Origin of the sequence: Wolbachia endosymbiont (group B) of Schoenobius gigantella (assembly GCF_964031005.1) — a bacterium.
Classification (GTDB): domain Bacteria; phylum Pseudomonadota; class Alphaproteobacteria; order Rickettsiales; family Anaplasmataceae; genus Wolbachia; species Wolbachia pipientis.
Window position 1 is genome coordinate 867996 of sequence record NZ_OZ035002.1, and the last position, 26185, is coordinate 894180.

Annotated in this window: 14 protein-coding genes and 3 pseudogenes; 7 read left to right on the forward strand and 10 right to left on the reverse strand. The window is 34.1% G+C overall.

Going from position 1 to position 26185, the window contains the following annotated elements; translation table 11 throughout:
- Positions 1 to 24 precede the first annotated feature (24 nt).
- Positions 25 to 13557: an ankyrin repeat domain-containing protein gene (locus ACQH2O_RS04020; protein WP_425385047.1), complete on the forward strand. Its 13533-nt coding sequence runs from the start codon at positions 25 to 27 to the stop codon at positions 13555 to 13557.
- A gap of 332 nt (positions 13558 to 13889) precedes the next feature.
- On the opposite strand, the gene ACQH2O_RS04025 is transcribed toward ACQH2O_RS04020, so the two are convergent.
- The 4 genes and pseudogenes from ACQH2O_RS04025 to ACQH2O_RS04040 form a co-directional block, all read right to left on the reverse strand.
- Positions 13890 to 14687, reverse strand: coding sequence for an Rpn family recombination-promoting nuclease/putative transposase (locus ACQH2O_RS04025; protein ID WP_425385048.1), 798 nt, complete (start codon positions 14685 to 14687; stop codon positions 13890 to 13892).
- Positions 14684 to 16231 (reverse strand): group II intron reverse transcriptase/maturase, encoded by a 1548-nt coding sequence (gene ltrA, locus ACQH2O_RS04030; protein WP_425385049.1) that lies wholly within the window; start codon positions 16229 to 16231, stop codon positions 14684 to 14686. The genes ACQH2O_RS04025 and ltrA overlap by 4 nt, the downstream gene beginning before the upstream one ends.
- A gap of 37 nt (positions 16232 to 16268) precedes the next feature.
- A complete protein-coding gene (locus tag ACQH2O_RS04035) occupies positions 16269 to 16412 on the reverse strand; it encodes a hypothetical protein (RefSeq protein WP_173862902.1) in 144 nt (47 codons plus the stop codon).
- A gap of 454 nt (positions 16413 to 16866) precedes the next feature.
- Positions 16867 to 17112, reverse strand: a pseudogene (locus ACQH2O_RS04040) (PD-(D/E)XK nuclease family transposase); the annotation flags it as partial.
- A gap of 120 nt (positions 17113 to 17232) precedes the next feature.
- Here ACQH2O_RS04040 and wmk (ACQH2O_RS04045) point away from each other — a divergent pair.
- From wmk (ACQH2O_RS04045) to wmk (ACQH2O_RS04065), 5 genes and pseudogenes are all read left to right on the forward strand, one after another.
- Positions 17233 to 18153, forward strand: a pseudogene (wmk, locus tag ACQH2O_RS04045) (WO male-killing family protein Wmk).
- A gap of 170 nt (positions 18154 to 18323) precedes the next feature.
- A complete protein-coding gene (locus ACQH2O_RS04050) occupies positions 18324 to 18989 on the forward strand; it encodes a JAB domain-containing protein (RefSeq protein ID WP_143688756.1) in 666 nt (221 codons plus the stop codon).
- Positions 18990 to 19159: 170 nt separating this feature from the next.
- Positions 19160 to 20344 (forward strand): hypothetical protein, encoded by a 1185-nt coding sequence (locus ACQH2O_RS04055; protein ID WP_425385050.1) that lies wholly within the window; start codon positions 19160 to 19162, stop codon positions 20342 to 20344.
- A 65-nt stretch (positions 20345 to 20409) separates the two neighbouring features.
- Positions 20410 to 21330, forward strand: a complete 921-nt coding sequence (wmk, locus tag ACQH2O_RS04060; RefSeq protein ID WP_265042202.1) for a WO male-killing family protein Wmk — start codon at positions 20410 to 20412, stop codon at positions 21328 to 21330.
- 89 nt (positions 21331 to 21419) lie between these two features.
- Complete coding sequence (gene wmk, locus ACQH2O_RS04065) at positions 21420 to 22355, forward strand: WO male-killing family protein Wmk (RefSeq protein WP_425385051.1); 936 nt, start codon at positions 21420 to 21422, stop codon at positions 22353 to 22355.
- Positions 22356 to 22413: 58 nt separating this feature from the next.
- On the opposite strand, the gene ACQH2O_RS04070 is transcribed toward wmk (ACQH2O_RS04065), so the two are convergent.
- A complete protein-coding gene (locus ACQH2O_RS04070) occupies positions 22414 to 23334 on the reverse strand; it encodes a patatin-like phospholipase family protein (protein ID WP_425385052.1) in 921 nt (306 codons plus the stop codon).
- An 87-nt stretch (positions 23335 to 23421) separates the two neighbouring features.
- Between ACQH2O_RS04070 and ACQH2O_RS04075 the strand changes: the two are divergent.
- Positions 23422 to 23838, forward strand: a pseudogene (locus tag ACQH2O_RS04075) (phospholipase D family protein); the annotation flags it as partial.
- Here ACQH2O_RS04075 and ACQH2O_RS04080 read toward each other — a convergent pair.
- From ACQH2O_RS04080 to ACQH2O_RS04100, 5 genes are all read right to left on the reverse strand, one after another.
- Entirely contained in the window at positions 23839 to 24048 is a 210-nt protein-coding gene (locus tag ACQH2O_RS04080) for a hypothetical protein (protein WP_425385053.1), read from the reverse strand.
- 66 nt (positions 24049 to 24114) lie between these two features.
- Entirely contained in the window at positions 24115 to 24645 is a 531-nt protein-coding gene (locus tag ACQH2O_RS04085; protein ID WP_230609188.1) for an ankyrin repeat domain-containing protein, read from the reverse strand.
- A 33-nt stretch (positions 24646 to 24678) separates the two neighbouring features.
- Positions 24679 to 25629 (reverse strand): phage tail protein, encoded by a 951-nt coding sequence (locus ACQH2O_RS04090; protein ID WP_425385054.1) that lies wholly within the window; start codon positions 25627 to 25629, stop codon positions 24679 to 24681.
- A complete protein-coding gene (locus ACQH2O_RS04095; RefSeq protein WP_064085527.1) occupies positions 25630 to 25839 on the reverse strand; it encodes a tail protein X in 210 nt (69 codons plus the stop codon).
- Entirely contained in the window at positions 25836 to 26183 is a 348-nt protein-coding gene (locus ACQH2O_RS04100; RefSeq protein WP_265027834.1) for a phage tail protein, read from the reverse strand. Before ACQH2O_RS04100 ends, ACQH2O_RS04095 begins: the two co-directional genes overlap by 4 nt.
- Between the last annotated feature and the right edge of the window lie 2 nt (positions 26184 to 26185).

The following is a 26185-nucleotide window of genomic DNA, read 5'->3' on the forward strand; positions in this document are numbered from 1 at the left end:
AAAGGTTAAAATCAGGAGGAGGTTATGGTTGATAACAATCAACAGCAAGAAAAACCACAAGGTTTCGAGTTAATTGAGTTGCTTTTGGGGAAAGTAGATTCTTCAACTTCTAATGCAGTAGATCAATCTTTTGAAGCAAGATATCAGTCGTTGGTTGATCAAATACAATCTTATTTACATTCTAGTGAAAAGCCTGGCTTTTTTCCTCATCGATTTTTAGGTTCTTTTTCCAGTGTATTAGATACTAAACTTAATGACAAGTTAGGCATAAAGAAATTGCACTTTCGTTTTGAGGGGGCGAGAACTTTAAAAGTTGTAGCAGAAACAGAATCCAAAATACATGTTTTTATTTTCACTGAAGATATAGAAGCTCAACATTCTAAACAAACAAATACTAAGAATTTCGAATTCACCACAGGTGAGTGGAAGAATGTGATGGGTAGAGATTATACTAAATCAGATGCGCATAAGCTTCAAATTGATGTAATAAAAATTTTAAAAGATAAGTATGAGTTAGTAAAAAGCAAGCCTAAATCAGACAAAGATGTTAAATCAAAGAAGTTATACTTATATCTGAAAAGGGATGGTGTGCTAGAGTATAAAGCTAAGAATGTATATGGTAATGTTAAAACAATCGAGGTTAGTCGTGACCAATTGAAAGGCAAGGTTTTCGATGAAGTCAAGCAGTTTCTAGGTAAGCAAGGTAAAGATCTTAGTGATGATGCCAGGAAGGAGTTATCAAGAATCACGTCAGCAAAAGGATATACCTTAAAGAGTGATGGAGAAGATGAAAAAATAAACATTAAGGTAGAAAGTAAAAAGAAGATTGTAGATCAACCCATCGAGCCTATAGTGAAGTTTCAGGAAGTGACAAAAAAGCTGGGTAAATCTATTTACCTAGAGGATTATATAGAAAAGCTTGTCAGTTCAGATACACGTCAAGCTAAGGAAAATCTTAAAGCCATTCTAAATTATATTAAAAAAATTCATACCAATTTAGACTTACAAGCTAATGTTTATGGCATTAAGGCTCGTGAAGCTGATCAACATGGTTTTGTAGCAGGAATATTCGATAATTTTCGATATCGTGATAATACCAAACTCTATTTGGAACAATTTGCTGGAGGGGGTTACGCTGATATTGTTTTGCTTGTTCGTGGGCCTAATCGTGCTGTTGATTCAGTTCCAATTCTTATTGAACTCAAGGCTGGAACTGAAGGACAAATTGATCCAAGTGATGCACTTGAGCAAGCTAAAGATTATATAAAAGGTTTTAGAGCAAATAAGATGAGGATTTTAACCAATGCAGATAATGCCATTGCTGTTGGGTTAAATTTAGATGACGCGGAACCGTTTAAAACTGAAGTACAACCTATTAAACAACCACCAGCTCCTTTGATGGAGGAATTTGTAAAATTAGCTCAAAGATGGAATAATCAACAAATTTCTGAAGAAGATTTTAAGCAGGAGATAGCAGGTTTGTTATCAAGTGAATACCATACTTTTCCAGCAAATAAAGAAACAAAAGATCATTACTATTTCAGTAGAGATATGTTAGGTCAATCAATTTTAATCAACAAGATTGGTCAAGATCGGGGTAACGTAAAAAAATATATATACTCATATGATGAGTACCCGCTCGAATGGTCTCGGGGAACAGAATACACTTTATCTAAAAGCCCGGTTATGACATTAATATTTGTTCAAGGTAATGAAGGGCAAGAGAAAACAGCATTTATTTTTCATATACGAGAGTCCAATACAAAAGAATTCTATGCTAATAAAAAAATTCCAGTGCTGGACATACCTGGAATAGGAATAGTAGGTAATGTCATAGAAATTAAAATGAGTCTCAAAAAACATGAGACAGGGTCAAATTTTGAAGAACTTTTTGAGATAAAGCAAATAAGTAACTATAGTCCAAGTGGCACCGTTCAGCAATTTAGAGGTAGTTTTCTTGAGATACCTCATGCTGATGAATTAAGGGCAAAACTTGATCAAGCAATCACTTCTCAACATGCTTCTGACGGTGAGGGTTCATTGCAAGCGTATAAAGTGTTGCTTACTGAAGTAGCAGATACGATTTACCCTATTAAAGATTTGATTACTAATGAAGCAAGGTTACAAGCTGTTCTTAATGGTTTACTTAGTAGTTACAGTGATTTGAAGCTAAAAGAGACTTCTACAAAACAACAAGATTCTGCAAAGACTGTAATTATACCTGAATTTCAAGTAGGAGCAGGTGGTCGTGTAGATATGGTAATTCAAGGTATTGGTCCTTCACCTCAGGGTACTAAAGAATACACTCCTATAGCGCTAGAATTTAAGCTTATAGATAAAAACTTAGATGAAGAAGGAATGAAAAAAGAAGTTGATAAATTAACAAAAGAACAAAATGTTAGATATGCTAAAGGGGCGGCACTGAAAGCAATTACAGATAGTGATAAAATGTTTTTCATGGGTGTGGTTGTTAATATGAAGGCTAAAGATAAAAATTCTTTAATATTAACGAGTGATGAGTTTGTTTCTGCTATAGTAGTTCATAGTTCTATTGACATAGCTAAGAGAAAACATTTAGAAGAAATACAAGAGGTAACTCAGAGACTCAAAAATATTGGTATACAAGAGGAGAATTTACGTACATTAGAATCTGCAACAGCAGAAAAAGATTATCATTATTGGCTTCAACAACATGATATAGCTGATATTGCAAGAATAAAATACGATTATGGAATTGACACATTGTTTGAAATAGTGGGATCACCAGAACATATAGTTAATCAATTGCAACAGTTTCAGAATAGCGTAACAACAAGAGGTGAAAGAAGGCCATTAACTTTAATTGTTAATTTAGATAATAATCACTGGGTTACGTTGGTCGTCTCCCATCAAAATGGGCAGTATAATGGATACTATGTAGACTCGTTGGGTAATAATGTTCCAGATAATATTCGTCAAGTTTTACAACAGGCTCAAATTACCGTTAATGATGTTTCTGTTATTCAACAAAGAGATGGTTATAATTGCGGCTTATGGGCGTTAGAAAACGCTAGAGATATTAATACTGTGTTGCAAGGAAATAGATTAAGTAATATTCCTGATGAAATACGTAACCATTTGCGAATTCAAAGAAGAGAAAATAATTTTATACGTATGAGAGAAGATATTTCAAACATATTAAGTATAGATCCACAACGTATAGCTAACTTAGAGGCTGTACTTGCTGGGACACAAGCACCTAGAAAGAAATTTGACCTGAATAATTGTGTAAAACAAGGTAGTAGAAAAAGAAGAAGTATTAATCCTTGTTTATTTTCATTGGATGATGTAAAAAAGTTTATTAAGGGAAGGGTAGATGAAAATAATATAGATAAGATTATAATTGATAGTGAAAAGTTCCTAACTTATGTCAAAAGTAGTCAAGGTGAAAAGAAAAATGCTCAGCTAGTAGAGTTTGTTGGAGACAAAAATATCGAAGGTAATCATAAGTACTTATTTGATAAGGTAGTTGAAGATCAAGGGTACGGACGTTATATTGAAAATGAACGTATTAAGAATTTGCACGGTGACATTTCACAGCAAAATAGTGGTTTAATAAAAAGCCCGAAATTAAAAAGCAGATTAATGAGTGCTGCAGGTGGGATACAATTAATAAGAGGAATCCATGGTGCCATTGTGTCTTGTAAGGATGGAACAGCAACAGATTGTGGATTAAATTTAGGTGGGATAGGATGGTCTTTTGCGTCTCAACCAATTGAGAATGTAATGGTTAAAATTACTCCAAAAGTTGTAGCATCAGCTGAAAAGGTTGCAGGAAAAATTGTATCAGGCACTCTGGGTAAACAGACAAAATTTGCTATTCGGATTGCAGGTGTAAAGTTTGGAAGTACAATAGCAAAAGGTACGGCAGGAGCTATAGCTGGTGTTTTTGATATTGTTGATATAGGTATGTCAGCAAGTAATCTTGTTGATTGTAAAAAAAGAGAGGATAGTGATAATCCATGTGGAGAAAAGGAAATAAGAGATAATATAGCATCTATATCTTTTTCTGGTGTGTCATTTGTTTCTGGTGTTGCTCTTACAGCAGCAAGTATGCCGGTAGTTGGTATTGCAGTTGGGTTTGGGCTCATGGTAGGTTATGGAATTTATAGTGGTGTTAGCAATATCGTGGAGTACGAGAAAAAGTATGATACAACCCATGATGAAAATTGGCGTATTTTTTGGCATACATTTGTTTTTCAACCTGTACCACAAGATGTACAACATCTTGCAGCAAGAAAGGAAATGGTTAATAGTCTAGCTAAAGGAGCTTGGAAAGCTTTAAATAATGACCCTAGTAATGTTGTTGCTTATGGTATTGGTCTTGGAAAAATAAACGGTAATACTCTTCGTCCAGATTATGCAACGATTATGATGAATAGGAAAAATGCCAATACACAAGATCTTTCGCGTGTTATACCTGATTATATTGAAGGTGCTAGCATGATTTGTTTGCCACACAGTACTAGTCAAGATTATGAAAAGGGTATTAAAAGCTCAGTTCCATCGGCTAAGTACTGTTGTGATAATGCAATGGTTATTAGCCATGATAAGAGAGTAAATATGATGCAAAAGGACAAAACAATTATTTATGATTTAAGCAATGTGGACAGAGGTACCGTCGTTGGAAGTAACGAGTGGAACAATAATTTTCTAATTGGCTCAGGTACAGCAAACATAACTGGTGGTAGTAATAAGGTAGTAAATAGGTTTGTTGTAAATAACGTTGACTTCTCAGGTAAAATTATTGGTGAAAGTAACTCTGTTAATATACTTGATTTGAGCCAATTGAAAGATACAGTTATAGGAGTGAATGTTAACTATCGTTTTAAGCCTAGTGCCTCTGGGTCATTAAAGGCAAGAGTAAATGGTCGTTGGCTAATCAATGATCAAATTGATAATAATGGCATCTTTAATTACTACTATGTTGGAAGAAAGAACAAGGTGGATGAGATTTCGTGCATGGGTTACTCTGAACACTTTACAGGAATCGATGATCGTGACGTTATCATAGATAGTAGTGGTGGTTCTAATAAAAATGAGAAAGATGTAGTTGAAAATTGTAAAAAAGTAATTATTTCGCCGTATACTACAGTTAAGGGTGGAAAGAGCAACTATACTTTTTACGTAAAAGCTGCAGACTACAAAGGTAAGGGTTTATATTCAGAAATTGATGTAGATGGAACAGGAACTGTAATTTTTCCGGAAATTGATTTATTAGATGATTGTGATCAAATAACTTACTCTACAAATAGTAATACTTTATCTTTAAAAATAAATTTTGGTAAAAACAATCAAATTACTCTTGATGTAAAAAATTATGTCGAGCAAAGCAGTAATAAACCTCACTTTGCACTAATAGACAAAAATGGTAGTAATATTGTTCCTAAGATTGAAAGATCAGACTCATCAACTATAAAAATTACTTCATTTGAATTACATTCAGAACATTCCTTAGATAATTTTGACGATGTTGCAAGTCATTATAAGAAAATTCTAAACAATAACAAGGATTACAAAGTCTTTAGTGTTATCAGAGATAGAGTACAGAATCATGGTAATAGTGCAGTTCCACATATGGTTTTTGGTTCTCTGGAAGATGATGTAATAAACTTCGATCAAGGAACTATGTTTGCTAGGGGAGGAGGAGGAAGTGATGTGTATTTTATTAGCAATGATATAAATAGTAGAGAAGTTAAAATTGATAATAACTCAAGTGATAAAAAACTAGATACACTATTTATGTCGGCAGTTGAGAAAGATTTTTCAATCCAGCAATGTGATCTGTATTTAAAATACAATAATAGTAACATTCGAGTGAAAAATTACTTTCAAGATCCTAATTATAGGCATCTTATAGTTATGAACAAAAAAGGAGAAACTTTTATCCCCAATATACAATCAATGTTTTGTTCTCCCTCTTCTTCGGGAAAGGGTAAATTAGTTCCTTTTTTCCACTCTACACAAGCTCAAAACATGTTTGTGTTACCTAAAGATTTTCAAGATGATCATGTAGTGATAGATTCCCGTCTTGAAGATATTGAAAAATATAAAGATAAAGATGACCTCTTATTAATAAGAGAAAGTGAAATTCCTTTTATTATTAGAATAGAAGGGTTTTATACTAACCGAAATAAATGGAAAAATATTTCTTATTCTTTATGGAATAATAATGACCTTTTCCTATCTTCTGGCTTATTAGAAAATGTTGATAATGTAGTGGAGTATAAGGATAAACTTAGAGGTGATTATGAAAGAATTGTAAAAGAATATATTGAAGACTTTAGTGATTCTACTAGTATCATTCAGCACAATCAAAAATTAGAAAAAAATATCTCTATTTCTGTAGGACAAGATGAGGAACGAATAGGAGTAATGGTACTAAAAAATATTACTCCGGATCAGGTTGAAGTTTCTAGTAGTGGTACAGATCTGATATTTCGTGATAAGAAGTCTAATCATACGATCAACATGAACAATTGGAATAATTCTGAATCTTATAGAATTTCTACGTTGGAGTTTGATCTAGGTTTAGAACCAATAACGCTCCGTAGATTAGATAGGTTTAGTTTATCTGAGGTAAGAAAAATACAAGCTTTAATTGATAAAGCTTCAGAAAATTACCAAAATAGAAGTAAATATACTCCTAAAGTAGAAAATGACTTTAAATGTTTAATATCAGTTGACGATTTTGAAAGAGAAAATAGAGACCCAGCACATCAATGTCTTGGTTTTCCTTCACTGCAAGACCGGGTTAGCTTTACAGAAAGTTCCTGTAATTTAGAACAAATTGAGGAATTAAAAAATAAAACGCCAAGTAGTAATCAGATTTTAACATTGCTTGAAAAGTTAGAAAATGATCTTTTGCTGAATGGTTATGATTCAGACATAATAGATCAGTGCAATAAGCGGATGATAACTTCAGGATTGGGGGTATTAAAACCATTGGTAAGCACAGCAGTTTATGAAGGTAAAGAGGATGAAGTTAAAGTTCTTCTTGATAAAGCTGCTAAAAAAAGTACTGCTGATGTTGAACATAAAAATCAGTGTTCACAGAACTGGACAGCTTTGAATTATGCTGTTTACAACGGTAATGTGAAATTAAGCAAAAGTGTATTTAAATCATTTTTAGAGAAGAAAGGTGACATTAATGCCTTAACTAGTTGCAACGATGATAATTGGGCACTTTTACACTATGCTGTTCATTACAGCAACTTTGATATGGTTAGTTTTCTTGTAGATAAAGGTGCTAACATTGAAATTAGAAGTAAGGAGGGTCAGACACCCCTGCATTTGGCTGTTGAAGAAGCCAAGCAAAATATAATTAATCTTCTTCTTGATAGAGGTGCTGATATCGAGGCTAAAAACAACGATGGTAGAACACCTCTGTACTTAGCTGCTTACAATAATGACTCAGGTGTAATTGAACTTCTTTGTAACAGGATCAAGACTAAAAGTAATGACGCATCTAAAATGATAAAACAGGTTGGATTTTTAAAGAAGGAAGTTGTTAACCAAGCAAATATTCCATCTAATGCAAAAAGATTGGTAGAGTCTTGTATAAGTAGTTTAAGAGATTCAATAAAAAGTGCAGCCAAAAAGGTGCTAAAGGAGGGTATACTGCATAGTCGTAGTGCTTCGACTATTGAACTCATAGATAAGGTTTATAATTTCGATGAAAGGTTGTTTAATGAAGCAATTAAGGAAGCTGTAAATGACACATACGCGGGTGTAGGTATAGAAGGAATATTAAGGTTTATACGCAGTCACCATTATATTGGTCAGTTTATTCCAGGTTATATAGCTGCGTTTGACAAAATACCAAAGAATGATGGTGCAATGTTCAAATTAGCTTACTCTATTAGAGAGACCATGACAACGCCTAGCGTCAATTCAGAAGAGAAATCTGATCTTGAAAAGCTAAAAAACAAATTACCAGAATCAGTGAGAAATGCAGTATTTTCTTCAGAGATATGTATTAAAAATGTTGAGTATGGAAGGTACTTGTACTCACCTAATAATGATTGCATGTACCACTTAAACAAGTGTGACAGGGATAGGCGGTATGTGTTCACTTGGCCTTCAAATGGAAATAGTGATCAATTTAAGTGGAAGGTTGAGCTCAATGGCGATAATGTGTATTTAAAGAATGTTGAGTATGGAAGGTATTTGTATTCGCCTAATGATGATTGTACATACCACTTAAACGATTGTGACAGGGGTAGGCGGTATGCGTTTACCTGGCCTTCAAATAGCAATAGTGATAAATTTAAGTGGAAGGTTGAGCCTAATGGTGATAATGTGTATCTCAAGAATGTTGAGTATGGAAGGTACTTATATTCACCTAATAGTGCTTCTACTTTCCAAGTTGACAATAACAGGCGGTATGTGTTTACCTGGCCTTCAAATGAAGAGGGTGGTCAATTTAAGTGGAAAATTGAAAATTGTGGATCTACTCGCAAGAGACGTAGCATACGAGAATTAAATGGTTATAATCAAACTGCAGTGGACTATCAGTTAATATTAACTGAAGAAAATAGTCAGCAAATAGCAAGTAGAATATCTGCTATAGTGGAAGATGTTGAAAGGCATACCTTTTTAAATCAGTCAAAAAATAAGTTATATTTAGATAGTTATTTAAATAATAGAGGGAGAAGCAATGCTGCGGATTCTATGAGGAGAGATGTATGTAATGAACTCAATGCAAGTGAGAGAAGAAATATTGTTCTAAGCGGAAACGATGTATGTGCAATTACTTCAGGTTATGAAACACTTGATATTGAAAACTTCCCTATTCAAGAAGTAGTGATTAATGATGATGTCAATGGAAAGAAAAGTTTAAGAAGTACATTAGACCTACATCAGTTGGTGCAGCAGATAAATAGGGATTTGAGTATAAAACCGATACCAACAGTTATTAAAGGCAAAAGTGATTTATTAATTAAGTTATCTATATCAGCTACCGGCTTGCAGCAAAATGTAATAACAGTCAAGCTGAAAGATGCACTTATAAATAAGTGGTGTAAAAAATTACAAATTATTTTTGATAATGCCCCTGTGGAAATAGATGATAAATTAGATTTAAAGTCTTCATTCTTTATTTCTGATGAGAAAATTATTGTAGTAACACCTCAAGACGTGGAAGAAAAGAATAAACTAATCATATCTAAAAAAGCAGGGCAGTATACCTATCTTCATGATAAATATGATTTGATAGTTACCAATGCCTTTAATGCTGATATAGAGGCAAGTGAGTTGTGTATTATACGTTTTAAAGATTTCTATAAAGAACCTAAAATGGAAACATTATCTATAAAATTTGCTGACAAAGAAATATTATTAAGTAACGAAATAGATAAAATACGTAATTCAGATAGTATTGATGAATTAAATAATGTGAGTTCTATTATTAATTCACAAAAGAATTCTATACCTTTAGAGGCTCCAAACAGTGGAGACATAAATGCTCAAGGTAAACTTGGTAGGACATCTTTGCATCTTGCTTCTGGAGCTGGTGAATGGGATAAGGCCAAACTTCTTCTTGACAGAGGTGCTAATACCGAAGTTCAAGACGAGTTTGATTACACACCAATATTTCTTGCTACTCAGTCAGGTAAATGTAGTATAGTAAAACTACTCCTTGATAGAGGTGCTAATATTGATGCTCAAGATAAGGAAAGTAAAACACTTTTACACTTTGCTGCATCAGGAAATAATTTGGATATGGTTCAATTCCTTCTTGACAGAGGTGCAAGTATCGAAGTTCAAGACGGGCGTGATTGGACACCGATACTTTATGCTGCTCAGTCAAGTAAATGGAATGTGGTAAAACTTCTTGTTAGTAACGGTGCTAAATTTAATAATGAAATAACATATCAGGGAACACCTTTACATTTTGCTGTTCAAGAGGGTAATTTAGATATGGTCAGATTTCTTCTTGATGAAGGTGCTGACATTGAATCTCAAGACAAAGATAATAAAAAGCCTTTGCATCTTGCAGTTGAAGCAGGAAGGTTGAACGTAGTAAAACTCCTTCTTGATAGAGGTGCTAGTGTTAATGCTAAAGATAAGAATAACAAAACGCCTTTAGAATTGGCTGCTAAAGGAAATATGATAGAAATTTTGAAGAAGGCAGAGTTGGATCAAGGGTTATTAATTAATGCAAGGGGTGGTAATCTTGATAAAGTAAAAGATCTTATCGCTCAAGGTGCCAATTTAGAGACTAAAGATAATACTGCTCTACATAATGCTTGTAGTAATGGTCGCTTGAAAGTAGTGGAATATCTTATCGAAAAGGGAGCTAGTTTAAAGGCTAAAAACAAAGATGGAAAAACACCTTTAGAGTTGGCTGAGCAAAAGGGTTACACAGATATAGTAGAAATTTTAAAACAAACACAATTAAATCTGGACAAGGAGTTATTGATTGCTGTAGAAAAAGAAGATCTTGGCAAAGTTAAAGACAATCTCAGACGAGGTGCTAATGTTAATGCTCAAAGTAGGCTGGGTTGGGCCTCTGTGTTCTGGGCAATTCAAAAGAATAATTCAAATATAGTTAAACTTCTCGTAAATAATGGTGCTGATATTAATGCCAAAGATAATGAAAGTTGGATGCCTCTTCATTGGGCTGTTCAATTGGGTTCATTAGATGTAGTTAAGTATCTTGTTGAGAGAGGTGCTAATATTAATGCTTTAACTGCCGACGGTAGAACACCTTTAGACTTAGCTGCTCAAAAGAATCGCGTAAATGTAATAGAATTTTTGAAAAAAGCACAGTTAGATTTGGATAAAGAATTATTGACTGCAGTGCAAGATGGAGATCTCAATAAAGTTGAAGGCCTTGCAAATCAAGGTGCTGGATTGAATACTAAAGGTAGTAATGATTGGACACTTTTACACTTTGCTGTTTTTAGCAACAAGTTCGACATAGTTAAGTTTCTTCTTGATAAGAACGCTAATATTAAAGCTAAAGATGTGTATGGTAATACACCTTTACATGTGGCTGCTCAGTATGATAGTAAGCTTGAAATAGTTGAATTTCTTTTAGATAGAAATGCTAGTGGCATTAATGATGTAAATAATAACGGTTCAACACCTTTACATTTAGCTATACAAGGAAATAAACCAAGTACAGTCAAACTTCTTCTCAATAAAGGTGCTAATATTAACGCTAAAGACAAGGATGGTAAAACACCTTTGGATTTGGCTGTGCAAGAAGGTTATACAGATATAATACAAATAATAGAACAAGTACAGTCAGATTTAGATAAAGAATTGCTGACTGCAGTACAAAATGGCGATCTCAATAAAGTGAAGAGTCTTATTAGTCGAAATGCTAATGTTAATACTAGAGATAAGTACAGCTGGACACCACTACATTGGGCTGCATACAAAGGTCATTTAGAAGTTGCAGAGTTTTTGGTAAAGAAAGGCGCTGATATTAATGCTGCAGATAAAGGCCCTTATGGTAAAAAGTCTATACATGTTGCTGCTGAGAATAATAGTAAAGATATCATAGAGTTTTTTCTTAGCAAGGGAGTAAGTATTAATGATACTGATAAACAAGGTTACACACCACTGCACTATGCTGCATGGAGAGGACGTTTAGAGGTTGCAAAGTTTTTGATAGAAGAATACGCTAATTCAATATTTAAATACAATAATGGTAGCACTCTTCCATGTAATGCTTCTTTAGGTAATCATTTAGATATAATTAAATGTTCTATGGGTGAGAAAAATATTTTAGAAATCAGAGATAATAGTGGCAGAGTTCCCCTGCACTGTGCTGCTTCCAACGGTAAATTAGATATAGTAAAATATTTTATAGATGAAGAGAAAGTCGATGTTAATGTTAAAGATAACAATGATGATACCCCTCTGCACCTTGCTACTGGTTATTTGGATGTAGTAAAGTACCTTATAAGTAAGGGAGCCAATATTAATGCTAAGTGCAAGGCTGGTAAAACACCGCTAGATATTGCTGCCTATCAAAAACTTAGTGATGTTGTAGAATATTTGAAGCAAACGCAATTAGACTTAGATAAAAAATTGTTGATCGCAGCAAAAGGTGGTGATCTTAATAAGGCTATAGATCTGATAAGCAAGGGAGCTAATGTTAATGTTAAAGATAACAATGATGATACCCCTCTGCACCTTGCTGTTGGTTATTTAGATGTAGTAAAATACCTTATAAGTAAGGGAGCCAACATTAATGCTAAGTGCAAGGCTGGTGCAACACCGCTAGATATTGCTGCCTATCAAAAACTTAGTGATGTTGTAGAGTATTTGAAACAAACACAATTAGATTTAGATAAAAAATTGTTGATCGCAGTAAAAAGTGGTGGTCTTAATAAAATTATAGATCTTTTTAATCGAGGTGCCAATATTAATGCTGAGAATGAATATGGCAAAAATCCTATACATATTGCTGCTGAAAGCGATTACAAGAATATTATAGAATTTCTTCTTAGCAAAGAGGGAGTAGGTGTTAATGATACTGATGAGCAAGGTCATACACCACTGCACTGGGCTTCTTGGAGTGGTCATTTAGGTATGTTGGAGTACCTAATAGGTAAGGGGGCCAACATTAATGCTAAGTGCAAGGCTGGTAAAACAACGCTAGATATTGCTAGAGATAAAGGATATAATAATATTGTGGAATACTTAGAGGGAAAACTCAAGGAAGAAAGAGAAAAACCTGCACAACGTAAACGCCGTCATCACCATGGAGATCATGATCATCATCGTAGTCACTTATCACGTAATCTTCTTGCTATAGATTCAAGTGGTCAACCTGAAATAGCAGCAAGTAGTAGCACAAGACCATCTTCATGGATAAATGATTTGTTTAGTTGGGTGAAAAGTTCTGTAGGTGGGTTTAGAGCTGCTTTACCTGAGGAAACATTAAGTACTACAAGTTCAATCTCACAAGTTGATGCACCAATAGATGTAAATGGTACAATAATGTTGCTTGACTTATTAATTAGAAAGGTTACAGGTCAGAAGTACATTTTTACAGTAGACCAGTCTATATCTCCACTAGAAGCACAGGGCTATGCATTGAACATTAAAAAGGGATTTAGGAAAGTAGTAGAACAAGCTGCAAGGGATAGCAAAATATCAATACATCGATTAGATATTGACTTTATAAAAGTACAAGAAGAAATTACTAGAAAAGTCATGAGTGGTAAATTTGATGAGATCTCAGGAGTTTTAAGTTCGTATTTAGAGAAAGCATGTCCTAGTAGAGAAGCAGGATGTCCTGGTAAGTTAAGTTCGAAGAAGTTTGACAAGTTTATGGTAGAGTTTAATAGCAGGCTAAATGTTGTACTAAATCGATCAATACAACGGACATTACACAGCGGAGATGGTAGATTAGAAGTTGATGGTGCAAAGCAAATGAATTTAGAGCCTCAAAGTTATTTAAGTAATGCTTCCGTTCAAGGCCATTCAAAGGACAAAGTATCAACTTGTCTTTCTGAGATAGGAGTAACCAAGCTTGGAGGTAATCTCAATAGGTAGGTTATAATATAAGAGGTAATATGCCAAGTAGTGGAAAATTTAAAGTGAAGGTAGCCAAAATAATTAGGGAAACAACCAGTAGCAAGTTTGATAGTCTTAATGCTAAAATGGATGAAGTAGACATTAAATGCTAAGTGATTAATGTATTTTCCATATTGAACTTACAGCACGTAGCTTTGATATAGAAGTTTGGGTAACGTTATGATAGTAATTTATATAATTCTTTGTGCAATCTTCATAGCTGTTTTAGACAGTTCATTAGACTCTTAGTTAAGGGATATGTCTAACTTAAGAAAGGTTTTCATAAATGTTCGAGTTAATAAGTAGGAATATTATGTTTTTTCCTTGAGTTGCAAGATTTCAGAATGAGAGAGACCGGTAATTTGAGCTATAACATCTATAGAAACACCGGCCTTAAGTGAGTTTTTTGCAACTTCAATTTTACCTTCAATTTTACCTTTTTGATGGCCGATTTGGATGCCTTCTTTCCTGCCCTTCTCTTCTCCAATTTGGATGCCTTCATGTTTAGCATCATCGATTTTTTGTTCCAAGATAGCAGCTTCTTTCTGTAAATCCATTACTCTTTCTTCATAAGCTACTAGGTCCTTCTCATTCCAATGAAACTTATCTAATTCATCATATGCTAGCTTTATTATTGGTGACTTTTCTGCTATTTTTCTTAAATCTTCATCCGTAGTTTCTTCTGCATACTTAAAGAAAAAGCACCATCTCTCAACAGTAGTTTCCAACTGCTCTACTTTGCTTTTTGTAAATTTAGGTAGTTCAATAAAGACAAATTGAAAATCTTTTAAATAATGTCCGTTAGTCTTTATATCGCGTATATTATGAGTGGAAATATAATAAACATCTGAAGGAAAAAGAGTACTATTAGAAATAGCAATAAAGAATACTTTCTTAAAATCAATGTAATTACCAGACTGTCTTGAGTAAGCCTTAGCAGCATAGAGTTGAGCGCGTTTTTCAAAGCCTTTATCACGAGCGAGCTGGTTAGGTAAGGAAGTAGTATTGCTACTACTCCCTCCCTTAGAAACGCAGCATGCAGGTTTCCCCACACTACGCTTGAGCCCCTTATCTAAGTCCTTCTTTTCTCGAACCGGCTTGTCCTTCATGATTCCTCAGAAAACATCATTCTTAATGGTGACACCAACAGTAGAGAACCTTCTCTTGAGAAAGAGCTTGCTAAAATTTTTGTTTGTTTCACTCTTTCATCAAAATACTTTTTCCATTTTAAGTCAAGTGGATTTGCATCCGCCCTGATTTTAACATGTCGTCTGATAGGTATATCAATCAACCTAAGCAGTCTTAAATACCTTATCTCTTTCGGTTTGTTCTTGCATATGGGTGCAGCAAAGACCCATTGGCGTTGTTTCATTACCTTGAAGTAACGATTCTTTATCCAACGTAATCCTTTACGAGGATGTCTTTTCTTTGCCCATTTCCATAGAGCACACATAATTTCATGGTCTATTTTGTTAAAAGCTCTTTTCGCACACACATGGCTGTAGTAATTTCCCCATCCCCTTAATAGGGAATTGAGCAACTTGATTAGTACGGCCTGAGTGTTCGCTATGTTTGCCTTTATCAATGTACGTGCTTTATTAAGAAGTTTCTTAATACTTTCTTTTGAAGGTTTTATAATTAACTTCTTATTATACCTGCGTACATTACAACCAAGAAAGTCAAACCCTGTTGTAATAGATGTAATTTTTGTTTTCTCTTCGGAAAGGATAAGACCTCTCTCCTGAAGAAAGGACGATACTAGAGGTTTTACTTCATTTTCCAGTACTTCGCGTGTGATTCCTGAAATGATAAAGTCATCTGCGTACCTGATTACATTTACTCCACTTCTGATTTTGCTTCTTCTTTTACTGCCAAGTTTACCAAATTGACTTTCCAATGATTTTTCAAGTCCATTTAGGGCTAGATTTGCTAGTATTGGAGAGATGATACTACCTTGTGGGGTACCTGCAGTTGTGGAATACAGAGTTTTTGATTCTAGGAAGCCAGCTTTTAACCAGCTATGAAGAATTTTCTTCTCCATAGGAATATGCTTCATGAGCCATTCATGGTTAATGTTATCAAAATACCCTTTAATATCACCTTCGAGTATCCATTGTAGTTGGTTACGGCTTGCCAGTAACAAGTGACAAGCCACAGTAGCGTCTGCGCAGGATCTTTTTGGTCTAAAACCATAAGAGTGACGATCACTGATCGTTTCAGCTATCGGTTCCAAAGCAAACAAGTATAATGCTTGCATGGCTCTATCTTTTATCGTAGGGATTCCAAGAGGTCTTCTTTTGCCATTAGACTTACTGATGTATATCCGTTTTAGCGGAGAAGGTTTGTATCCTCTTTGTTTTAATAGCTTTATTCCTTGAAATTTTGTGTTGCAAGTTGACCATATTTGACGATCTACACCTGCTGTGTTTTTTCCTTGGTTTTCAGTTACTCTCTTAACCGCCAAAGCTTTGCCGCTAAAAGAGCGTGTGAGAAGGTGTTGTAAAGTTTTCACCTTACCCCATCTGCCTTGTTGGACAGCCTTAACAATACGCCTCTGTAGCCTCATAACAACTTTTTGGCATTTCTTCCAGGGTAACTGGTTCCATGCTTCGGAGTTATTGGTAGGTGCACTTACAGTTGTACTTGTAATCATCTGCTTTCCTACCTTAAGTGGTTAACAAAGTTTCTTGTCATGAGGGACCAAATGGAAGTCTGCTCGTTTTCACGCGAATTAATGTTACAAATTCTATCCATTTCGTTACAAAATGGCATTCGCTTTCTCCATTATCCTTTACCTGCACATCCATCAGCATTCCTTGCGGGTTGCCTGCCATATAGGCGAAAATACAGGCTTATCCTGTTCCTTTTGTCATACAATAGTGGGTTAGGTGGCTTCTCTATACCGGTGGAATTATTATTTGCGTACATCCAGAAATGAAAAATGTAACTCATCCACATTACCTTTTGGTCGGAGCTTATCAGCATCTTTAGCTCTTTAATCGTTACGATACTTATGAAGCTTCACTTACGTTCACCATACCACTAAGCCTAGCCCTCCAACCACATGATGCTTGTAGTTTATGCTTTCTCTTACGATTGAGCATCTTCTTTATCAAGAGGAGGTTCATTGTCCGCGTCGCTCGGCACCAACTGGTTACCCAATTCGCACTGATGCGTAGACTCAGATGGCAAAACATCTGGTTCAATAAGCTTTAGAATCCTTTCAGTTTCTTTCTGAATGAATTCCTCTCCTTTTAAACAATATGACCGAAGGCTTTCAGGTCGCACCATTTCCGCAATATACCTATTTCCGAGAGAATCCTTACAGAGGACATCAACGATGCTTTGTTTATCAGAAGCAATCTCAGGATTCATAATGGTGCTGAGGAACTCAACATCCTGAATAGCATTGACTCCAGTAAAGCCTAAGATATCATTCAAAAAATGGATAAGGATATTCTTATTTTTTTCAGTACCAAAGATTTTCTTAAATGTTAAATCTAATTTTGGATCGAGAAACTTCGAAAGAGCCATGACGAATTAATCTAAAAAGCATTAATAATTATACACAATTGTGAAGAAATATTCAACTAAAATGCAAACATAGAAGTTTTTGTATATCTTTATTTGGTAGTATTAACCTGTATAATATTTATGGCAAATATCTCTATAAGGTATCAGATAGCATAAAAAGTAAGGAGCTGGAGGTTAAAGCAAGGTTATACTCAAAAAGATTTAGCAAAAAAAATCGATACAACATATCAGGTAATACTGCAATATGAAAAAGGAACACGCAGAATTTCAATTAAGAAGTTATATGAATTAGCAGAAGCATTATCAACAACTGCTAGAGACCTAGCTTGCGGACAAGAAGTATCAAATGAGGAAAGGTATGAGGAAGAAGAGATATTAAATCTAGTAAGAAGACATAAAGAGATTAAGGATCAAGAATTACGTGAAACGTTTTATTTATTAACTAAATTCATCCGTATTAGTGAGGAAGAGAGTGGAAAGGCAGTAAAAGTAGAGGTGGCAAAGGGTTTAGTTAAGGAAGGAGTTTCTGCTCATGTTATCTCTCAAACGACCAGTTTATCTATTGATGAATATGATAATGATGAGAAAAAAATTTCCATTCCGTATAAAGTAGGTCAAAGAATAAAAGAATGGAGGTTGAGAAGAGGATACACTCAGGAAGATTTAGCAAGTAAAGTGGGCATAATAAATCAAAGAATATATGAATATGAACAAGGACGAGCTGCTGTTTCACTTGAAATGTTAGATGAAATAGCAAAGGTACTATCAATTAGTATTACAGACCTACTTCCAGAAACAAGAGAAAATGAGAATAGTGAAGCAGAGCTATCAAGGTTAATAGAAGAATATAAAAAGATTAAAAGCCAAGAGCTACGTAATGTACTAATAAAATCTCTGTTTGAAAGCATACAAGTTTGCAAAGAGAAAGTGAAGAGAGTAGAAAAGATGAGAATTGCAAAGAATTTAGTTAAGGAAGGAATTTCTATCAATATTATTTTAAAAACAGTGGGCATCTCTTTAGACGAAATTCAACAAATTTAAAATAAAAAATCAGTATATATTAATATCCTTACCTATTCATGAAAAAATAAGTAAAAAAGATTGAGAAATTGATTTGACTTCACTCAAAAGCTATGGCTTTATGCCAATGCTGACAAAAAAACAGCAGTAAATATATAAAAACATTTTGTTATTAGTGAAGGGTAATTTTTATGAATAATAAGAAAGATCGTAGAGAAGAAATAGAGTTCAGAGCATTAGAAAGCAACGGTAAAGCACTACTTGATCGTGAAGTAATAGAAACGTTTCTAAGTGCAGTGCATGACAGGGAAGAAGCTCGAATTATTGCTAGAAAGCTAATAGATAATTTTGGAATAGGAGGAGTTTTAGGCCAGGAAATAGATGACTTGAAAACTATAGAAGGGATAACTGACTCTACAGTAGCAGTAATTTTATGTCTAAAGGAAGCTGCAAAGAGAGTACCAAGAGAAGAGTTAAAGAAAGGACCTGTAATGGATAACTTGGAAACCATAGTAAAATATTTAAGGGTTAGTATTGGCTATTCAGAGGAGGAAAAGATGAAAATAATATATTTTGATCAAAAGTGCCGTTTAAAGGGGGAAGAAGTGTTCACTGGTACAGTGGATAAGGTACCTTTTTACATAAGAGAAGTAACAAGAAAGGCATTAATAAGAAAAGCGACGTCAATAATAATATCGCATAACCATCCAGAAGGAAGGTTAAAGCCATCTGATGAGGATGAAGCTGTAACTAAAGACTTGGCTAAAGCTTGTCAGACTATAGGGATTAGGTTACTGGATCACATTATCATCACAAGTGTTGGGTATTTTAGCTTTAAAGAGCAAGGACTGTTATAAAGCAGATATTTGAAGATTTTCATGAGTTGTTTAACTACTTGAATGAAGAAAGTATTTGCAAACACATTAATTGTTACTTATAATTAATGAAAAAGTATATATTAAATTAATAATAAAGTAATAAAGTCGGTTATAGACTTAGTTAAGTATATTTAATAGCGGAGGCTAATATGAGTAATAAAATAATTGTACCTTTTGATGATCAAGAGGGAGGTACTTACGAGTTAAACATTGATCTTGATAGATTATCAAAAGGTGAGGTGTTAAATGCTATTGTAGGAATAGGTCGTACTAACACCTTTGTAAGCAAAATTAATAAGGCTAAAAAGCCTGAGGAAATAGCACCTTTCCCTGGTAGAGAAGTTCGCGAAAACAAAATCAACTGTGGGAAAGGATTTGACTATGTTTATGGCACAAAACCTGCAAGTGATCAAGAAGATAAAAATCCATTTACCTCCGCCTTGCAAAAAATAAAGCCAAGTATAAGCGAAAGTGAAAAGTTGAGCTGGTTTAAGAGTGCTGTGGTAAGAGCAAAAAGTCCAAATGAACTGCACAAGGTTGTAGACGAAGCACTAGCTGCTGGAGCAAGGCTAAATGCATGTAATGATGGGGAATGGAGTTTCTCAGAGTATGTAGTATTAGGTACACATTTTCATAAATTTGATAAGGTTGATCGTAAAAAGGTAATACGTAAATTAATGTTAAGCGGTGCAGAGTTTCATGATACTCTACTACAGAATAAACTGATAGGTGAAATCTATGATGAGCTACAACCAGAAGTTCAGCCACATATAGATGAGAGACTAGAAGAACTAGAGAAAGCTGGCGAAAGTGCTGTGCAAGAAGGAGAATTAATAGATGTTGAGATAGATAATACAACATCGTATGTAGAGTTCTCTGAAAATAGTAAGATAGAAGTAGCCAAAATACTGAGAAAGTTAGGAAGTAATATTTTAAAAATTGGTAATGATGCAGTTGAGGTTAAAAGTGAGAAGGGAGGTATAAGAAACTATATCGATATGTCAGATGAAAGCTCTATTATATTAGAATTTCCTACAAGCATTGGTCAGCTAAATATTATATTGTACCATGATGTAAAAAAATATGATCAAGTACAAGTCAGAGTAGAAAACAAGGAAATGTGGGCTGAATTACAAAAAAGAGGCGAAGAAATAGGAAAAAACTGCCTTTTTGGGGGAGTGAAACTTCAAGAAGCAGTAGAGAAAGGTAATTTCACTAGATGTGGTATATGGAGTGAAAAGTATGCTATAAAAGAGATTGGCAATGATGAAGTATTGTCTTCATGGGTAGATAGGGTATGTGGAGGTAGTAAAGAAACCTTTAGGGAACTTTAATTCATTTATTTTAAGGTTCCAGAGTTTACTGGAGCCTTTGAGCTATAGTAGAAAATATTATATATATGGTTTTTTGCGTGGAAAAAAGTCTAGATTATGAAGTAGGACAAAAAGTAAAAAGTTGGAGGTTAGAGCGAGGTTATACTCAGAAGGGTTTAGCTGAGAAAATTGGTGTAAAGTACTGGGTAATACTGCAATATGAGAAAGGGAACCGTAAAATTCCAATTAAGAAGTTATATGCTATAGCAGAAGCATTATCAGTAAATGTTAAAGGTCTAGTTTGTAGAGAAACACTACCAGATGAAAAAAGATATTTTGAAGATGAAGAAATATTAAATTTAGTAAAGGGTTATAAAGATAAAGAATTAAGCGAGGTATTTTATTTATTAACCAAATTTATTCGTTTGAGTGAGGAAAGAAGCAGAAAAGCGGTAAAAATAGAAGTAGCAAGGGGTTTGATGAAAGTAGGAGTTTCTGCTCATGTTATCTCTCGAACAACTAACTTATCTATTGGTGAGTATGAGGAGAACAAAATTCCGGTTCCATACAAAGTAGGGCAAAGGATAAAAGAGTGGAGATTGATACGAGGATATACACAAAAAGATTTAGCGAATAAAGTTGGCATAACAAATCAAGGAATATACGAGTATGAACAAGGGAGAGCTGCTGTCTCACTTGAAATGTTAGATGAAATAGCAAAGGTATTATCAATCAGTATCATAGATCTACTTCCCGAATCAGATGAGGATAGTGAAGCGGAAGAAAAGCTATCAAACTTGATAGAAGAATACAAAAAGATTGAGAGTCGGGAATTACGCGATATGCTAATCAAGTCTTTATTTGAAGGTATACATGTTTGTAGAGAAAAGGTCAGAGAGGAAAAGAAGATTGAAGTTGCAAGGAATTTAGTGAAAGAAGGAATTTCTGTTGATATTATCTTGCAAACGACAGGCTTAACAAATTATATGATTGAGAAATTTTTGTGATTTCATAAAAACTTAGCCAATAGTGGATTTTTTTGTGATAGAATATATGTTTGCTTCTGTAGGAAAAACAGCTTTTAGAGGATTTATCTATGATAATTCAGAGCATATTGAGCTACGAGCTAGGGAAAAAAATAGAAGGTTGTAGGATAGTACAAGGGTATACTCAGGCAAAATTAGCAAGCAAAATTGGTTTAACACATAAGGAAATACATAACTTTGAACTAGGGTGCAAGGCTATTACAATCAAAGAATCGTATATAATAGCAGGAGCATTGTCAGTCAATGTTATAGATCTACTTCCAGGACCAACAGTACTAAGAGAAAATAGTTGGTATGAAGATGAGGATAAAGAAATAGTCTATCTAACAAAAATACATAGAGAAATTAAGGATCAGGAATTACGCAAGAAGTTGTATCCATTAGTAAGGTTTGTATATATTAGCGAGAAAATTAGCCAAGAAGAAGCAAAAATAGAAGTAGCAAAGAATCTAGTGAAAGAAGGAGTTTCAGTTGATATTATTTCCCAAGTGACTCGCTTATCTACTTATGAATATGATGATATAGAGAAAGAAATTTGTACTGATTCTATACTCTACAAAGTGGGGAAAAGGATAAAAGAGGAGAGATTAATACGGGAATACACTCAGGAGGACTTGGCAAATAAAATCGGTTCAACACCTAAAGAAATACACGACTATGAACGAGGATATACAGACATTCCAATTGAAATATTATATAAGATAGCAAAGACATTATCAGTTAACATTAAAGCTCTTGGACTAACAGAATATGAAAATGAGCCAATTTTGCGGTTTGTAGGTAAATGCGAAAAAATTGAGGATCAAGAATTACTGGATACGGTAGCTAGATCTTTATCTGAAGGAATGCAAACTGGTAAAGAAAAGGTTAAAAAAGCAGAGAAAATCAAGATTGCAAAAGATCTAGTTAAGGAAGGTATTCCTATTGATATTATTGTGCGAACAAGTGCCCTAACTGCTGATGAGTTGGGTGATTGTGAAAATTAAATTGTGTTAAAGATAGTTAATAGTGTTAAATAATATATTAAGATATAAGTAAAAATAGTTATATATTTAATATTTCTATACAGAATTTATCTATCAGTTCCTGATTTTTCTCTATCATTGAATTTGCCTCCTCCTGCAGAGATTTGATATTTTTTGATGTAATATTATCCATGTCAGGTGATGCTATTTTTAATTGCGATTGTATGCGTATATATTTATCAGCTATAACTTGATCAAGTTGGTAGTTTACTGCATCTAAACTTGAAGCAAACATCACATGTAATAGTGGTTTTATCCAGCCTATTTTTCCAAATCTCTTTGAATTGGCATACTCTATGCTTCTATCTGTTCTACCAGTACCTATCGATAATAGTAGAATATCATCATTTGGAAATAACCTCTTACCACTTGCATATGCGCAAGCCGCTGGATTATTGGCAAACACCCCTCCATCCACTAGTACCATTTTCTTTTGGTTGATTTTAAGATATTTAGGTGCAAAGTAAGTAGGTGCTGCAGTTGTAGCTCTGAGTGCATCTTTCAGCTTAATATTACCTTCTTTCCAGCTTTTGAAGAAAAATGGGCAATTATTCTGAATATCGTAACTCGTAATCAACACATTACTTAAAGTGTTTTTTAGAATATCCTCTCCAAAATATTTATCCAGTACAGATTCAATATTTTTATGTGGATATTGTGCGCAGTTAAACCAAGATAGTATTGATCGCCTAAAAAATGAAGACTTAAAAATATATGGTCCATATTCCCGATAGAACTCGACTAAATCATTAGTAGAATATTGAGGTTTATCTTTTTTACATAATCCTGCTATAACAATTCCACCAGTTGAGGTTCCTGCCATAAGATCAAAGATTTCAGCTACTCTCTTTCTTGTTCTTTTTTCTATTTCTGCTAGAATGATGGCTGGTATTATGCCCCTTATGCCTCCTCCGTCAACTGAAAGGATGTATTTTTTCATATTTATTAGTTCTGTTAACTTGCTCACTTTTATCAGGGTTGCCCAAAAACTACAGTTTGCTTCACACCTAGAGAAAATTGTGCCGAACAAATAACCAATGCTATAGATCAAGCTCAAAAATCCATATTAATTCAGGCATATCAATTTACTTCAAAGCCTATTGCTGAGTCCTTGATTCAAGCCAAAAAACGAGGTGTAGAAGTTAAGATAATTCTTGATAAGTCGCAAGTTCATTCAAAATATAGTGTCATCAATGAGTTATTCGAGCAAGGTATTAAGATTTATATTGATTTCAAACCAGCAATCGCTCACAATAAAGTCATGATTATTGATAACCAAAAAATCATAACTGGGTCTTTCAATTTTTCTGATGCCGCACAGAAAAAAAACGCTGAGAATCTACTAATTATAACAGGAGATCCTCCATTAGTTGAGCAATACATCGAAAACTGGAAGGATCGTAAATCTCAATCTGATCCTTATACACCAAAAGTAGAAGAATAATTACTTAAAATCAGCTTTAAGCTCATCCAATTCCTCAGAAAGATTTTTTACCCTTTCCTCAAGTACGAGTACCTTTTCCATTAAACCATATTCAATAAGTTTATCGTGAAATTGTACCCTTGAGTCTAGCTTGGACAACCACCATATGAATCCTACAGTCTGTAGAACTATTGTTATTATTACCGCTATTGGGATTTTTTGCTTTTTCATGTGAAAGTATTAATCTATTATGGATAGTTTGAGGATTTATATAGAGATCATAGAAAACTTACAGCTTTAGTGATTACTTTTTGTTGATTCGTATTGATCCTCTGCTTTAGCAAGTAGCTTTATGATTTTATCGTAATGTTTGTTATTTTTATTGTGTCGCGATTCCACTACAGCCATATTTCTAGGTCTTCTTCCGTCTTGAGCTGTAGCTGTAGGATTTGCTCCTTTGCTTAGTAAAAACTCAACGATTTCCAAATGTCCCTTATCTGCTGCATGGTGCAAAGCTGTCCATCCCATATACCCACCTGTAGCATTTATATTTGCTTTTTCTTTCACTAAAAACTCAACAATTCTTAGACACCCAGAATCAGATGCATGATGTAATGCTGTTAACTTATTAATCTGTACGCTAGTATCTAACAAATTTTCTACTGAGAATTTAACAATCTCTAAGTTACAATTTTCAGATGCAATTTGTAATATTGTTTTATAATTATCTGTAGCTTTTGCTTTCATATAGCAATAAGTAATAATAACACATACTACTGTTACTATAAACCACCAAAAATGTAGCTTATTTCTTGAGTCTCTATTCATATTCAATACCTTTTTCAATATTAAACATTTGTTTTACTGATTTTTCTTTAACGTTGATGCTGATAACACAGTGCGATAACCTGAACTATCTAACACATGTTCTGCTCTGTCGATTACCCATTCACCATCTATGTCTTGATGAAATCCTAACAAGCTAAGTTTTGCCTCTGCAAATAGTTCTGGATTACCAGGCATAGTGACATCCAATACTGCATTATTTCGCTTTAATTGTTTTAACTTAGCATTTGCTGCACTTAATGCTGATTCTACATTAGAGTAAAGCATCTGTATAGTATAACTTGGACTACCAGAACCAGCTATTTCTGATATAGTTTCACCTTTTTCATAGCTATGCCATTTTGCAATTACTGAGTTGTACCTACTCACGGTAAAGTGAACCTTCCAATTTATTGTGTCTTGAGGTCTAATAGCTGTTGTTCCTAAAGCTTTTCCAGTTGCCGACTTTGCTTTGCCTTTGGGAATAAAAAGTATGTATCCGCCAGCTAACTTTGCCATTGCCTCGCGTTCTATTGCTATTTTTGTTAGTAAACTTATATCACTTTCTTCTGTTTGGTTAATATGTGGAATCAACACATTTTCAAATTCTTCTGCAACTCTGCACCCATATCCGTGCTTTTCTGCTATTTCCTTAACCAAGCTACCTAGAGTAATTTGATGCCATTCTTTAGATGCTTTCTCCTTTAATGATAGTCTTAAATTTGTTGCATGAGCTTTGATTAGTAGAGTCTTAGGTGGACTTTGTATTGTAACTTCGTTGACTGTATATATGCCCATTGGTAAGACTCCAGTTTCTCTGTAACCTAGAGCGATATTTAATTCATTCGGAACATCTGTGTTTTCATCCCTATAATCAACATGTACTTCAACTACATCATCTATAGTTCCAGATTCATCTGTAAGGCGCAATGATATAACTCTATCTCTAATTGATTCACATTTATCTATTATAAAATCTGGCTGCATTTATTCCCATACTTTTAATTTTGACTTTTGTAGAGGTTTTTCTGTTACAGGCAATTTAATTTTTAGTCCTACCGGTAAAAAACTTCCATGTTCTGCAAGGCCTGGATTTTTAAGCAATACTTCCTCCACTATTCCATCGGTAAATCCATAATGTTTCCAGCAAATCAGATCTAGCATTTCTCCTTCTTTAGTTAAGTAATATATAGTCATCTATAGCTCTTCAAACTCAAACTAAATTCAACTTTTCTTGGTAGTCCATTAGGTAAAAAATACATCTGCTTTTCTTCTAACCTAGTAATTACGAATTGTCCTAAAATATTACCTAGACTATCTACTAAAACATGCGGTTTTTCAGCTTCTTTCATATTCTTTAATTGATTTACTCTGTTGAGAGTATTAAGGTAAATAACTCCTTCTATGTCTACATTTTCCACTCCTCGACCAATATTTTGTAGTGACGGCATTTTATCGATACATTCAATTACACTCCAACGATTTTCTTTACTATACTTCAAACTTATCGGAGTAAATTTATATGGACCAAGAGATAACACAA